The following is a 13,278-nucleotide window of genomic DNA, read 5'->3' as shown; positions in this document are numbered from 1 at the left end:
TCGCTGGCGCGGTCCTGGCAGTCCGACCACCAGTGAGCGACCTCAGCTCTGGTCCGCCGGTGGCTCGTCGGAGAGCTGTGGCATGACCTGGGTCTCGTCGTCGGGGCCGGTGGGGGCGGGCCAGTCGCCGGTGGAGCGACGGCGGGCGGCGCCGCGGGTGGGCATCCGCCGGTGGGGACGCAGGCGGAGCTGGCGGCGGACCCGCTCGTCGAGTGCCAGCTCGTGCTGCAGCCGCCGCACGGTGGTGCGGGTGGCGGCGTAGAGCTCGACCACGTCGGGGTGTCGCGCCTCGACCATGGCAGCGTCGAGCCTGGCCGCTGCTCGCTGCATGCCGTCCTGTGCGTCGCGGAGCCGGGCGACGTCGTCGCGGCCCGGGCCGGTCTGCGCCGCGCCCTCGTGACGGACCAGCGCGCCGAAGGCGTCGACGCCGTTCGCGAGCTCGCGGAAGGCCTCGGCGAGGTCACGCAGCACGTCGCCGGGCTGGTCCTCAGCGTCCTCGTCGAGCCAGCCACCTTCGGCGGCGTCGGCGACCGACCGCATCAGGCCGCGGACCGCCACCGCCGTGTGCTCGAGCGCCTCGAGACCCTGCCTCAGGCCGGGCTCGACCTGCGGCGCGCGCACGGCTCTGACGTTCAGCCGTCGACCCTCTTCGGCCCGCAGCAGCGTGGCCCCGACGAGGGGGATGTCGTGAGTGATGCGGCGGGCATCGCCGAGCCACTCCCGCGCCGCACCGGCCAGGCGCTGTGGCTCCTCCTCGGCCATCGTGTCGAGCTCCCCAGCGGCGCGGGTCAGGAGCTCGCCGACCTCGTCGGCCAGGCCGTCGATGGCCCGACCCGCGTCGGCGGTGGCGACCTTCGGCGGGAACACCATCGTGGCGATGATGCCCACCGCGGCGCCGACCAGGGTCTCGGCGATGCGCTGCCCGGCCGCCGCCTCGGCGCCGATCGCCCCGACGCCGAGGACGAGCATCGCGCTGATCGCCACCTCGACGAGGTTCTCCCGCAGCCGCAGGAACTGGCCGAGGGTGATCGAGACGAGGATGAGTACGCCGAGGCTCCACCACTCCAGCGGCACGACCGCCGCGAACGCGACCGCCAGCGCCACCCCGGCCACGACGGCGACCACCCGGTCGATGCCGCTGGCGAGCAGGGAGATGGGCGTCACCTGCACCACCAGCATGGCGGTCAGTGGTGCGAGCAGCGGCTGGCTGCCGGGGAAGACCTGGGAGGCCACCACGTAGCTCGCGGTCGCAGCCACGGTGATGCGCAGAGACCACAGCACTGCGGCGCGGCCGTCGCGGCGCAGCCGAGCCAGCTCCCGGGAGACGAGGCCGCGCCACCACCGCACCACGCTCCATTCTGCAATGGGCGAGGGTCCGAGCCCGCCGGCGCGGGTGGCCCGGCTGCGTCGGGCCGTCAGCTGAGGGCGATGACGTCGTTGCGCAGGTCGATGAGCGCGAGCACGAAGAGCACCGCGAGTCCGGCACGCAGCGTCCGGGCCGGCCACGGGCTGGCGAGGAAGGCCGGGCCGCCGGAGCCGCGGCGCAGCCTTCGGTGAACGGCGAAACCGGCGGCGAGGAGCAGCGTCACCGGGAGGAGCAGCACCCAGGGGGCGAGGCCGAGACCGAGGAGCAACCGGCCGGGCTGCCATCGCTCGAGCGCCCGCTCGCCGATGACGTGCAGGAGGGCGGCGTAGACGCCCGGGACCGCGATGAACAGGGCGACGGCGAGCCAGGTGGGCTCGAGGAGGTGGAAGTCGATGCCGTCGGTGTGGACGGCCATGGCGCCGGCGACGACTGCTGGTCCGAGCGAGATCGAGAGGAGGCGGAACCAGGGCGGTCCGGTGAGCAGCCCGCGCAGCGCGACGTAGAACGCCGCGCCGGCCACGCCGAGCTGCAGGCCGACCCCGGCCAGCTGGAGCGACCCGGACAGGGTGAACCGGCCCATGACGAACCCGTCGTCGCTGGTCACGCCAGACGCCGCCGGGTTGAGGCGGGCGAGCAGGAACATGGCGAGCCGGGACAGGATCCCGACGGCGAACCCGCCGCAGGCCGCACCCACCAGCGTCAGCACCGACAGCGTCCGTGCGGCTGCGGCGGCGTCGTCGCGCCAGCTCGTCCCGGTCGTCGCATCCAGCGTCGTGGTCGTCACTCTCGTCCTCTCCGTGGCGGGCCTGGATCATCCCGGAGACGGGCTGCGCGCGCCAAACGGCGCTACAGCTCGATCAGCGCCCGGTGCCGGCGCGCCGACCCGAACAGCTGGCCCAGCGCGTGCGCGCGCTTGAAGACCAGCTGCGCGTCGTGCTCCCAGGTGATCGCGAGGCCACCGTGCAGCTGCACGGTCTCGGCGGCGACCCGGTCGAGCGCGTCCGAGCAGTACGACTTGGCGACATGGGCCAGCTGCTCGGCGTTCGGGGCCTCGGTCGCCAGAGCCCACGACGCCGCCCAGGAGGCGGAGCGCGACATCTCGACGAGGACCAGCAGGTCTGCCATCCGGTGCTTGAGCGCCTGGAAGGAGCCGATCGGGCGGCCGAACTGCACCCGCTCCTTGGAGTAGGCGACCGTCATCTCCAGCGCCCGGGCGGCCAGCCCGGCCGACAGCGCGGCCACGCCGACCGCACCGACCAGCGACGCCCGGGCGCGGGCGGCGGCCGCGTCACCGACCGGTGCACCTGCGGCGGAGGGTACGACGCCGAGCCGCAGCGTCTGGTCCATCGACGGAACCCACGCAGCAGCGTCCGCGGTTTCGACCAGCTCGCCGCCGGCCACCAGGAGCACCGTCGCCCGGTCGGCGAAGAGGGAGGGTTCGTCCGGCACCGCGAACGCCGCGACCTCGCCGGCAGCGATCCGGGGGAGCAGCCGGCGCCTCGCCTCGTCGGTGCCGCCGGCGAGCAGCGCCTCGGCGGCCACCAGCGACGCCAGGAGGGGCGACGGCGCGAGCGACCTCCCGACCTCCTCGAGCACGACCATCGACTCGAGCAGCGAGAACCCGGCACCGCCGTACGCCTCCGGGATCGCCAGCGCGGCCACCCCGACCTGGTCGCACAAGGTCTGCCAGAGCGCCTCGTCGTACCCGCGCTCGGACTCCATCGCCGCCCGGGCCGCCGCCGAGTCGGCACGTCTGGCCAGCAGCGCGCGGACGGTGGCGGCCAGCTCCTGCTGCTCCTCGGAGAGTGCGAGCTCCATCAGCCCGCCCCCAGCGCCTCGAGGACGGCGGCGCGGTGGAAGGGCGGTGAGCCCCAGGCGTTGCGCAGCGCCCGCACCTTGGTCAGCCAGAGCGACAGGTCGAGCTCGGCGGTGTAGCCGATCGCGCCGTGGACCTGCAGCGCGGTCCGGGCGGCGAGGTACGCCGCGTCGCTGCACGCGACCTTGGCCGCGGAGACGTACTTCCGCTCGGTCGTGACCGCGGCGCCGTGGAGCAGCGGCCGCGCGAAGTCGAGGGCGATGCGGACGTCGGCGAGCCGGTGCTTGACGGCTTGGAACGAACCGATCTCGCGGCCGAACTGCCGGCGCTGCTTCACGTAGGCGACCGAGTCGCTCAGCAGCCGCTCGCCGGCTCCCAGCAGCTGCGCCGAGGTGGCCAGGACGCCGAGACCGAGGCCGCCACGGAGCTCGAGGGTCCCGACGGGCTCGCCCGGCGTCACGCGGAACAGGTGCCGGCTCCGGTCGACCGAGCCGACCCGGTCGCCGACGGTGGCCGTGTGCAGCCGGCCGTCGTGGAGGACGAAGACCTCGGCCGCGACGTCGGCGTCGAGGGCGTAGGGCACCCGTGGTGGCACAGCGACCGTGGCGATCGTCCCCGACAGGTCCCGGCCCAGCGCGAGGGGGAGCACGGCCGCGGACTCGACCCACGGCCCGGGGACGGCGTGCCGGCCCAGCGCCTCGAACGCGAGGCAGGCCTCCACTGTCGTGTCCTCGGTGGCCAGCCCGGTGACGCCCAGCTCGGCCAGCCGGCCCCACAGCTCGAGCCCGGGCTCGTGGTCGCCCTCGGCCCAGGCGCGGGCGACCGCGACGGTGTCGGATGCGGCCAGGAGGGAGTCCAGCGAGGCCGCGAAGTCCCGCTGGTCGGCGTCGAGCTCGAACCTCACCGCGCCGCCCTCGGCTCTCGCGGCAGACCGAGGATCCGCTCGGCGATGATGTTGCGCTGCACCTCGTTGGTGCCGGCATAGATCGGGCCGGCCAGCGCGAACGTGTAGCCGCCGAGCCACGTCGACTCGACCTCGGCCTCGGCGCCGAGGAGGTCGAGCGCGGTCTCGTGGAGGGCGAGGTCGAGCTCGGACCAGAACACCTTGTTCACCGAGCCCGCCGGACCGATGTCCTCGCCGGCCGCGAGCCGGGCCACCGCCGACCACGTGTGGAGCCGGTAGGCCTGCGCACCGATCCAGGCGTCGGCGACGGCTGCCGCGAGGTCCTCCCGGTGCGGAGCGGTCCGGTAGAGGTCGACCAGCCGGTCGGCGGCGGCGCAGAACCGGCCGGGGGAGCGCAGCGACAGGCCGCGCTCGTTCCCGGCGGTCGACATCGCGACCCGCCACCCGTCGCCGGGAGCGCCCAGCACGTCGGAGTCCGGCACGAAGACGTCGTCGAAGAAGATCTCGGCGAACCCCGCCTCGCCGTCCAGCTGCGCGATCGGGCGCACCGTGATCCCGTCGGCGTCGAGCGGGAAGAGGAAGTAGGTCAGCCCGCGGTGCCGCTCGGCCCGCGGGTCGGAGCGGAACAGGCCGAACCCCCAGTGCGCGAACGCCGCTCGCGACGACCACGTCTTCTGGCCGTTGAGCACCCAGCCCCCACGGTCGTCGTCGCGCCGGGCGCTCGAGGTGAGCGAGGCCAGGTCGGAGCCGGCCTCGGGCTCGGACCAGCACTGCGCCCAGACCTGCTCACCGGTCGCCATCGGCGGCAGGAACCGGTCCTGCTGCTCCTTGGTCCCATGGTCGAAGAGGATCGGCGCGAGCAGGAGGATCCCGTTCTGGGAGACCCGGCCGGGCGCGCCGGCGCGGTGGTACTCCTCCTCGAACAGCACCCACTCGACCAGCGAGGCCTCGCGGCCGTGGTAGTCCCTCGGCCACGACACCACCGACCAGCGGGCCTCGGCGAGCCTCGCCTCCCACTCCTGGTGCAGCCGCCAGCCCTCTGCGGTGTCCATCGACGCAAGTGGCTCGGCCGGCACGTTCGCGGCCAGCCACGCACGGGCCTCCGCCTGGAAGGCGAGCTCCGACTCGGAGAGGTTCAGGTCCATGCCCCGGCCTCACGACGCTGGGACCGGACCACCGCTGGTCGAGCTCGTCGAGACCACCGCAGCGCGAGCTGACGGCCGCCCGCCGCGGTTGCGCGGGTGCCCAGGCTGCAGACATCTCGACAGGCTCGATGAGCGTGAGACGGCCCGGGTGCCTCAGTGCCGAGCTCAGCCACGATCCCTCAGCTCGGTCTTCAGCACCTTGCCGCTCAGGTTGCGGGGGAGCGCGTCGACGAACGCCACCTGGCGCGGCACCTTGAAGTTCGCCAGCCGTTCCCTGGCGAACGCGACGACGTCCTCCTCGGTGAGCGCGCTGTCCTCGCGGCGTACGACGAACGCCTTGCCGACCTCGCCCATCCGCTCGTCCGGCACGCCGACGACCGCCACGTCGGCCACGCCGTCGAGCCGGGCGAGCGCCTGCTCGACCTCCGCGGGATAGACGTTGAAGCCGCCGGAGATGTACATGTCCTTGAGCCGGTCGGTGATCGTGAGGTTGCCGTCGCGGTCGAGGGAGCCGACGTCGCCGGTGTGCAGCCAGCCCTCGTCGTCGACGGCCTCGCGGGTGGCCCCCGGGTCGTCGAGGTAGCCGAGCATCACGTAGTGGCCGCGGACCAGCAGCTCGCCGTTGGCAGCGATCCTGGTCTCCATGCCCGGGATCGCCCGGCCGTTGGTGGTGGCCACGGTCTCGGCCGAGTCACCCTCCCGGCACATCGTGACGACCACCGCCTCGGTCATCCCGAACGCCGTCATGACCTGGTCGATCCCCAGCCCCGACGGAGGCTCGTCGCCCATCCGCTCGATGAGGACGACCGGCACGACTGCCGCGCCGGTCACCGCCAGCCGGAGCGAGGACAGGTCCCGCTCTGCCCGCCCCGGAGCGTTGAGCAGCGACTGGTAGAGCGTGGGTGCGCCGGGGAACACGGTGATCCGCTCGGTCTCGATCAGCCGCATCGTCTCGTCCACGTCGAAGGTGGCGACGGGGTAGAGCGTGCAGCCGGTCAGCAGCCCGACGACGATGCCGATCTTGTAGCCGAAGGAGTGGAAGAACGGGTTGACCACCAGGTAGCGGTCGTCCTGCCGGACCCCGCCCAGCTCGGCCCACGCGCGGGCGACGCCGATGGTCTGCCGATGCGCGCTCATCGCGCCCTTGGACCGGCCGGTCGTCCCCGAGGTGAAGAGGATGTCCGCCACGTCGTCGGGGGAGACGGCTGCGAACGCAGACTGTGCGGCCTTTTGGCCGCCCGGTGACGAATTTACTCCACTGTCGAGGCGGATGACGGGCGCGGTGACGCCCGCATCGGCCAGCTCCCGCACCTGGTCGCGGCCGAGGAAGCCGTCGTGGACCACGACCAGAGCCGCGTGGGTCCGCTCGACGACGTCGGCGACCTCCGGGCCGACGTAGCGCGAGTTGACCGGGACCAGCACGCCACCGGCGTACGACACCGCGAGCGCGGCCACCGCCCAGTCGGTGCTGTTCGGCCCCCACAGGACCACCCGGTCGCCGGCAGCGACGCCCCGCCGCGCGTAGTCGCCGGCGGTTCTCTCCACCCGGCGCAGGAGATCGGCGTAGGAGAGGGTCCGGTCGCCCTCGACGTAGGCCGGGTGCTCGCCGAACCGCTCCGCGGCCTCACGGAGCAGGGCAGGGAGCGTCTGCGACAAACCAAGCATTTGCTTGGTAGCATAGCGTACGTGGACCTGAGCTACTCCGAGGACGAGGCCTTCCGGGCCGAGGTCCGCGGCTGGCTCGAGGACCACCTGAGCGGCGAGTTCGCGGGGCTGAAGGGGCTCGGCGGGCCCGGTCGGGAGCATGAGGCGATCGAGGAGCGGCTGGCCTGGAACCGCCACCTGGCCGAGCACGGCTGGACCGGCGTGAGCTGGCCGGCAGAGCATGGCGGCCGTGGGCTGTCGCTGTGGCAGCAGGTGATCTTCCACGAGGAGTACGCCCGCTCCGACGCTCCCAACCGGGTCAACCACCTCGGTGAGGAGCTCCTCGGACCCACGCTCATGGCCTTCGGGACCAAGGAGCAGCAGGAGCGGTTCCTGCCGAGGATCCTGGCGGTCGAGGAGCTGTGGGCGCAGGGCTACTCCGAGCCGGGCGCCGGCTCCGACCTCGCCAACGTGCAGACCAGGGCCCGGCTCGACACCGACGGCTGGGTCATCGACGGCCAGAAGGTCTGGACGTCCAACGCCCATTTCAGCCAGTGGCTGTTCCTCATCGCGCGCACCGAGCCGGGCTCACAGCGGCACCACGGGCTGTCGTTCCTGCTGGTGCCGATCGACCAGGAGGGGGTCGAGGTCCGGCCGATCCGGCAGCTGACCGGCGGCTCGGAGTTCAACGAGGTGTTCCTGACCGGCGCGCGGACGGCGCCCGACCTGGTGGTGGGCGAGCCGGGCGACGGCTGGCGGGTGGCCATGGCCCTGCTCGGCTTCGAGCGCGGGGTGTCGGTGCTCGGCCAGGTGGTCGGCTTCGCCCGCGAGCTCGGCGGCGTGGTCCGGCTGGCGAGGGACAACGGCGCGATCGACGACCCGGTCGTCCGCGACCGGCTGGCCGGCCTCAAGGCCGAGCTCGAGGTGCTGCGCTGGCAGGCCCTGCGCGGCCTCTCCGTCGTCGGCGGGAGCGACGCCGGCGCGCCCTCCGTCTTCAAGCTGGCCTGGGCGCGCTGGCACAAGAGGCTCGGCGAGGTCGCGATGGACGTCCGCGGCCTCGACGGGCTGGTGGCGAGTGCCGCGCCGTACGAGCTCGACGACCTCCAGCGGCTCTACCTCTTCTCCCGCGCGGACTCGATCTACGGCGGCAGCGACGAGGTGCAGCGCACCATCCTGGCCGAGCGGGTGCTCGGGCTGCCCCGGGAGGGCCGATGACCGCCCCTGCGTACGTGCCGGGTCACGACCTGTTGGCCGGCAAGGTCGTGGTGGTGACCGCGGCGGCCGGGGCCGGCATCGGCGCGGCCGTCGTACGGCGTGCGCTCGAGGAGGGCGCGCAGGCCGTCGTGTTCAGCGACACCCACGAGCGACGGCTGGGTGAGGCCGAGGAGGTCCTCGCCACGGAGTTCGGCGCGGACCGGGTGCGGCAGGTGGTGTGCGACGTCACCGACGAGGACCAGGTGCAGGCGCTGCTCGACGCGGCCGACGAGCTCGGCGGTGTCGACGTGATGGTCAACAACGCCGGCCTCGGCGGGACCGCGTCGGTGCTCGAGCTGACCGACGAGCAGTGGAGCCGGGTGCTCGACGTCACGCTGACCGGGACCTTCCGCTGCGTCCGGGCTGCCGGCCGGCGCATGGTCGACGCGGGCCGGAAGGGCGTGATCGTCAACAACGCCTCGGTGGTCGGCTGGCGCGCCCAGGACGGCCAGGCCCACTACGCCGCGGCCAAGGCCGGGGTCATGGCGCTGACCCGCTGCGCGGCGATGGACCTCGCGCCGCACGGCATCCGGGTCAACGCGGTGAGCCCGAGCCTGGCGATGCACCCGTACCTGGCCAAGGTCACCTCCGACGAGCTGCTGGCCGAGCTGACGCAGCGCGAGGCGTTCGGGCGCGCCGCCGAGCCTTGGGAGGTCGCGAACGTGATGGTGTTCCTGGCCAGCGACTACGCGTCGTACCTGACCGGTGAGGTGGTGGCGGTGAGCAGCCAGCATGCCTGAGACCCAGTCACCGGCCCAGAGCCTGACCCGTCGCGAGGAGCTGCTGCGGATCGCGGCCGAGCTGTTCGCGAGCAAGGGGTTCCGCAACACGACCGTGCGCGACATCGCGGACGCCGCCGGGATCCTCTCGGGCAGCCTCTACCACCACTTCGACTCCAAGGAGTCGATGGTCGACGAGATCCTGCGGACCTTCCAGGAGGAGCTGTTCGGCCAGTACGACGAGATCCTGGCCGGCGACGCCGACCCGCGGGCCAAGCTCGAGCAGGCGGTCCGGGTGTCCTTCGAGGCCATCGACCGGCACCACAGCGAGGTCGCCATCTTCCAGAACGACGCGGCCTACCTCGGCACCCTCGACGGCTTCGGCTACCTCGCGGAGCGGCACGCCCAGTCCCGGGAGGTGTGGATGCGGCTGCTGCGCGAGGGGGTCGCCGCCGGCGTGCTGCGCGCGGACCTCGACATCGACCTCGTCTATCGCTTCATCCGCGACACCGTCTGGGTCGCGGTCAACTGGTACCGGCCCGGCGGTTCGCTCTCGGCCGCGCAGGTCGCGGACCAGTACGTCACCATCCTGCTCGACGGGCTGGGCGCATGAGGGGGCACGTGGGTGAGGCCTACATCGTCGACGCCGTCCGCACCCCGGTCGGCAGGCGCGGTGGCGCGCTGGCCGGCGTCCACTCCGCCGACCTCGCTGCGCACACGATCACGGCGCTGGTCGACCGGACCGGGATCGATCCGGGAGCGGTCGACGACGTGATCCTCGGCTGCTGCGACACGATCGGCTCCCAGGCCGGCGACGTCGCGCGCACGGCGTGGCTCGTCGCCGGGCTGCCGGACCACGTGCCCGGGGTGACCATCGACCGGCAGTGCGGCTCCTCGCAGCAGGCCGTGCACTTCGCCGCCCAGGGCGCCATGTCCGGCACCCAGGACCTGGTCGTGGCCGGCGGCGTCCAGAACATGAGCGCGATCCCGATCTCCGCGGCGATGCTGGTGGGTCGGCAGTACGGCTTCTCGACGCCGTTCGCGGAGTCACCCGGCTGGCGGGCGCGGTACGGCGAGCAGGAGGTCAGCCAGTTCCGCTCGGCCGAGCTGATCGCCGAGAAGTGGGACATCTCCCGCGCGGAGATGGAGCAGTTTGCGCTGGAGTCCCACGAGCGGGCCCGGAGCGCAATCGCCGAGGGCCGCTTCGACCGCGAGGTCGTCCCTCTCGGAGACCTCGCCGTCGACGAGTGCCCGCGCGAGACCTCGCTGGAGAAGATGGCCGACCTCGAGCCGCTGGCGCCCGGCGGCCGGATCACGGCAGCGGTCTCCTCCCAGATCTGCGACGCGTCGTCGGCCGTGCTCGTCGCGTCGGAGCAGGCGCTCGCCGATCACGGCCTCGCCCCGCGCGCCCGGATCCACCACCTGTCGGTCACCGGCGACGACCCGGTCTGGATGCTCACCGGACCGATCCGGGCCACCCACCGCGCGCTCGAGCGAGCCGGGCTCTCGGTCGACGACATCGACCTGTTCGAGTGCAACGAGGCGTTCGCCTCGGTCGTGATCGCGTGGATGAAGGAGACCGGCGCCCCGCACGACAAGGTCAACGTCAACGGCGGCGGTATCGCCCTCGGCCACCCGATCGGCGCCACCGGCACCCGCATCATGGCGACCCTGCTCAACGAGCTCGAGCGCACCGGCGGTCGCTACGGCCTGCAGACGATGTGCGAGGGCGGCGGCCAGGCCAACGTGACGATCATCGAGCGGCTCTGAGCGGTCACCGGGAGCCTTCACCTACAGCGACACCGTCGGCGCGCGCCGAGGCTTGCGCGTGCGCCCTGTGGGTTGGCGTCACTGGACGTCTTGCGCTCGCGCGTTCCGCTCTGCTCATGCTGCTGTCGGGTATGGCGGCCTGTGGCCGCCCGATTGCCATATTCGCATATGGGTATACGTTTGACCTGTGGCCCGCGCTTCGACGACCACCGATGTCTTCAACGCAGTAGGTGACGCCCACCGCCGCGCAATCCTCGACGTTCTGCTCACAGGCGAGAAGTCAGTCGGGGCGATCGTGGGCCAGGTCTCGATGCCTCAGCCTCACGTCTCCCGGCACCTGCGAGTGCTCAGCGAGGTCGGACTCGTCGAGCGCCGGACCGAAGGGCGTCACCGGTTCTACCGCCTGGCCCCCGACCAGCTGCGGCCCCTGCACGACTGGGTGGCCAAGTACGAGCGAGCGATCAACGACCGACTGGATCGGATCGAGGACTACCTCACCGAGCTGCAACGACAAGGAGAAGACAGTGACACCTGATCGGCATGGCTCCGCCATCATCACCTTCCCGAACGAGCTCGAGGTGGTCATCACTCGCGAGTTCGACGCGCCGATCGCTCTCGTCTTCGACGTCTTGACGAAACCCGAGCACGTGAGCAGGTGGGGAGCGACGCCCCCCGACCGCATGACGGAGTGCTCGATCGACCTCCGTGTCGGTGGGACGTACCACTCCTCCTTCGTGACCGGCGACGGAACGGTCTTCTCCTTCCACGGGACATACCTCGAAGTCGAACCACCCGTCCGAACCGTGGAGACCTGGCACTTCAACTGCTGGCCCGATGTGGAGGCAGTCGAAACGATGGAACTCCAGGAAAGGGACGGAGTCACGACGTTCACCTGGTCATTGACCTTCAACGACCAGGCGGGACGCGACCACATGACAGGCTTCGACGGTCAGCAGGAAAGCCTCGACGAGATGGAGAACATCCTCAGGACGCTGCTCACCGCCCGCGACTAACCCTCGGGTGGCCTCGCCGCGTGCGCGTCGCCGTCACGGTGCGCATCAGGCAGGGCCGTGGAAGGTCAGCGGCGCGGCCCTTCGGCGCAGTGTCTGCAGCGAAGCCAGGCTGGCCGGGCCGAGCCCCTCGACCCCGCCACCGCGTCGGCGCCGTGGACGGCGGCTTGGTGGAGGTGGAGGTAGAGCACCGCCTTGGGGTGCCAGCCGGGTCAGGTCCGCGGCACAACGCACGGGGGTTGGTCCGGTGGGCGTGCGGTCAGTCCAGCGTCGACAGAGCAGCGGCTATCACTGCTGCTGTCTGGTCCGGGGCCTCGTCCGGGAGGAGGAACACCGAGCCCGGAACCGTCACGAGAGTCGCGTTGCCAGCCGCCTCGAGTGTGGCGCGCTCGGCGTCGGTGAGCCCGCCGTCCCCGTTCTTCTCGGCGTGGACGACCCACGCGGGGCTTCCCGCACCGGCGAGCTCGGCGGCATAGTCCCGGTCGGCGGCGATGTAGTCGAGGTACTCGGCGCTCACCCGGAGTGCATCGCCGGCCCGGTTCCGTCCGAGGTCCTCGATCAGCTCCCGCTTGTGCGGCTCAGGGATCTTCAGCGACCTGACCATCAGGGGCATGAGCCGCAACAGAGCGCCCAGCGGCCAAGGCCCGACCTTCTGTGACAACCGAACGGCGGCGCGGAAGAACGCCGCGTCGTCCTCCGTGGTCAGCGCGATGCCCAGCAGCACGACCGGTCCCCGGAAGTGACCGGCCAGCAGCATCTCCAGCGCAACCGTGGCGCCATGGGAGAAGCCGACGACCACGTCGCACCGATGCTCCCTGGCCAGCTCCCCGGCCTTGCGCGCCATTCCCGGGACCGACAGGTCGCCGGTCAGCGCTGCGCCCGCCATGCCCGGCAGCGTCGTGGCGACCAGGCGGACCCCCGAGAGCGCCGGCTCCGCGATCACCAGATCGAACGACCGCGCCGCGTTGGCGCCTCCCGGCAACAACAGGACCGATCGATCGGCATCCGGTGGCCCGACCGTCAACAGCTCCCAGGCCTCCCTCGATGCGCGCTGCATGTGATCGCCTCCCGATCGTTGGCTCATGGGCGCAAGCGTGGCGGCGAGGCCATGCCGCCCGCATGAGGCGATCACCTCATCTTCTCAGCGCTCGTCGAAGCCGCCGTCGGCCGTCCCGCCGTCGTCTCCTCAGAACTCCTTCACCGGGCGGATCTCCACGACCGGGTGGGCCCGGACGAGCACCTTTGCTGCCTCGACGAGCGCGTCGTAGTCGTCGCAGGTCACGATGAAGAAGCCGGACAGCTGCTCGACGGTCTCTGCGAAGGGACCCTCCGTGACCAGCGGGTGCGAGTTCGGACCACGCTTGACCGTCCGCGCGTGGCTGCTGTGCGTCAGGCCGGCGCCGCCGGTCACGGCGCCGCCGCGTGCTGCGAGCAGCTGGCCGAACTCGTAGTCGGTGTCGAACGTGGCCTGGCGGTCGGCCTCGGTGCGGGTCTCCCAGTCCGCCTCGTTGTCTGCGGGGAACATGACGACGTACTCCGGCACGGCGTCTCCTTTCGATGAGGGTCTGGCACGAGGGTGACGAGCGGACCGCACGGATATCGACTGATCGGTCTCGACTCCGGCCAACCTGGCAGGTAACCGGCACCTAG

The 13,278-nt window shown here is 72.1% G+C and carries 14 protein-coding genes; 6 read left to right on the top strand and 8 right to left on the bottom strand.

The window, feature by feature from the left end; translation table 11 throughout:
• Positions 1-42: 42 nt before the first annotated feature.
• The 6 genes from VFV89_RS10070 to VFV89_RS10045 form a co-directional block, all read right to left on the bottom strand.
• Positions 43-1,350, bottom strand: a complete 1,308-nt coding sequence (locus tag VFV89_RS10070; RefSeq protein WP_329705798.1) for an FUSC family protein — start codon at positions 1,348-1,350, stop codon at positions 43-45.
• A 65-nt stretch (positions 1,351-1,415) separates the two neighbouring features.
• The gene (locus VFV89_RS10065) at positions 1,416-2,150 is read right to left on the bottom strand and encodes a hypothetical protein (protein WP_329705797.1); all 735 of its coding nucleotides are present in this window, start codon (positions 2,148-2,150) and stop codon (positions 1,416-1,418) included.
• A gap of 62 nt (positions 2,151-2,212) precedes the next feature.
• Entirely contained in the window at positions 2,213-3,184 is a 972-nt protein-coding gene (locus VFV89_RS10060; RefSeq protein ID WP_329705796.1) for an acyl-CoA dehydrogenase family protein, read from the bottom strand.
• Positions 3,184-4,086, bottom strand: a complete 903-nt coding sequence (locus VFV89_RS10055; protein ID WP_329705795.1) for an acyl-CoA dehydrogenase family protein — start codon at positions 4,084-4,086, stop codon at positions 3,184-3,186. Before VFV89_RS10055 ends, VFV89_RS10060 begins: the two co-directional genes overlap by 1 nt.
• Positions 4,083-5,231 carry an acyl-CoA dehydrogenase family protein gene (locus tag VFV89_RS10050; RefSeq protein WP_329705794.1) on the bottom strand — a complete coding sequence of 383 codons (1,149 nt, stop codon included), beginning with the start codon at positions 5,229-5,231 and terminating at the stop codon, positions 4,083-4,085. Before VFV89_RS10050 ends, VFV89_RS10055 begins: the two co-directional genes overlap by 4 nt.
• Positions 5,232-5,396: 165 nt before the next feature.
• Positions 5,397-6,896, bottom strand: a complete 1,500-nt coding sequence (locus tag VFV89_RS10045; RefSeq protein WP_329705793.1) for a FadD3 family acyl-CoA ligase — start codon at positions 6,894-6,896, stop codon at positions 5,397-5,399.
• A 21-nt stretch (positions 6,897-6,917) separates the two neighbouring features.
• Here VFV89_RS10045 and VFV89_RS10040 point away from each other — a divergent pair, with 21 nt between their 5' ends.
• The 6 genes from VFV89_RS10040 to VFV89_RS10015 all read left to right on the top strand — a co-directional run bounded on the left by VFV89_RS10040 (position 6,918) and on the right by VFV89_RS10015 (position 11,631).
• Positions 6,918-8,090 (top strand): acyl-CoA dehydrogenase family protein, encoded by a 1,173-nt coding sequence (locus VFV89_RS10040; protein WP_329705792.1) that lies wholly within the window; start codon positions 6,918-6,920, stop codon positions 8,088-8,090.
• On the top strand, positions 8,087-8,869 hold the full coding sequence (locus VFV89_RS10035; RefSeq protein WP_329705791.1) for an SDR family oxidoreductase: 783 nt from the start codon (positions 8,087-8,089) through the stop codon (positions 8,867-8,869). Before VFV89_RS10040 ends, VFV89_RS10035 begins: the two co-directional genes overlap by 4 nt.
• Complete coding sequence (locus VFV89_RS10030; protein WP_329705790.1) at positions 8,862-9,461, top strand: TetR/AcrR family transcriptional regulator; 600 nt, start codon at positions 8,862-8,864, stop codon at positions 9,459-9,461. Before VFV89_RS10035 ends, VFV89_RS10030 begins: the two co-directional genes overlap by 8 nt.
• Before the next feature lie 8 nt (positions 9,462-9,469).
• On the top strand, positions 9,470-10,618 hold the full coding sequence (locus VFV89_RS10025; RefSeq protein WP_329705799.1) for an acetyl-CoA C-acetyltransferase: 1,149 nt from the start codon (positions 9,470-9,472) through the stop codon (positions 10,616-10,618).
• A gap of 187 nt (positions 10,619-10,805) precedes the next feature.
• Positions 10,806-11,153, top strand: a complete 348-nt coding sequence (locus VFV89_RS10020; RefSeq protein ID WP_329705789.1) for a metalloregulator ArsR/SmtB family transcription factor — start codon at positions 10,806-10,808, stop codon at positions 11,151-11,153.
• Positions 11,143-11,631 (top strand): SRPBCC domain-containing protein, encoded by a 489-nt coding sequence (locus VFV89_RS10015; protein WP_329705788.1) that lies wholly within the window; start codon positions 11,143-11,145, stop codon positions 11,629-11,631. The genes VFV89_RS10020 and VFV89_RS10015 overlap by 11 nt, the downstream gene beginning before the upstream one ends.
• Before the next feature lie 256 nt (positions 11,632-11,887).
• Here the strand turns inward: VFV89_RS10015 and VFV89_RS10010 are convergent, their stop codons facing one another.
• Both VFV89_RS10010 and VFV89_RS10005 read right to left on the bottom strand, forming a co-directional pair.
• A complete protein-coding gene (locus VFV89_RS10010; protein ID WP_329705787.1) occupies positions 11,888-12,685 on the bottom strand; it encodes an alpha/beta hydrolase in 798 nt (265 codons plus the stop codon).
• Between the two features lie 129 nt (positions 12,686-12,814).
• The gene (locus VFV89_RS10005) at positions 12,815-13,171 is read right to left on the bottom strand and encodes a YciI family protein (protein WP_329705786.1); all 357 of its coding nucleotides are present in this window, start codon (positions 13,169-13,171) and stop codon (positions 12,815-12,817) included.
• Between the last annotated feature and the right edge of the window lie 107 nt (positions 13,172-13,278).

It is taken from the genome of Nocardioides sp. (genome assembly GCF_036274455.1).
In the GTDB taxonomy this organism is placed as follows: domain Bacteria; phylum Actinomycetota; class Actinomycetes; order Propionibacteriales; family Nocardioidaceae; genus Nocardioides.
The sequence above is the reverse complement of the archived record's forward strand: the minus strand, read 5'-3'. Positions and strand labels throughout refer to the sequence as shown.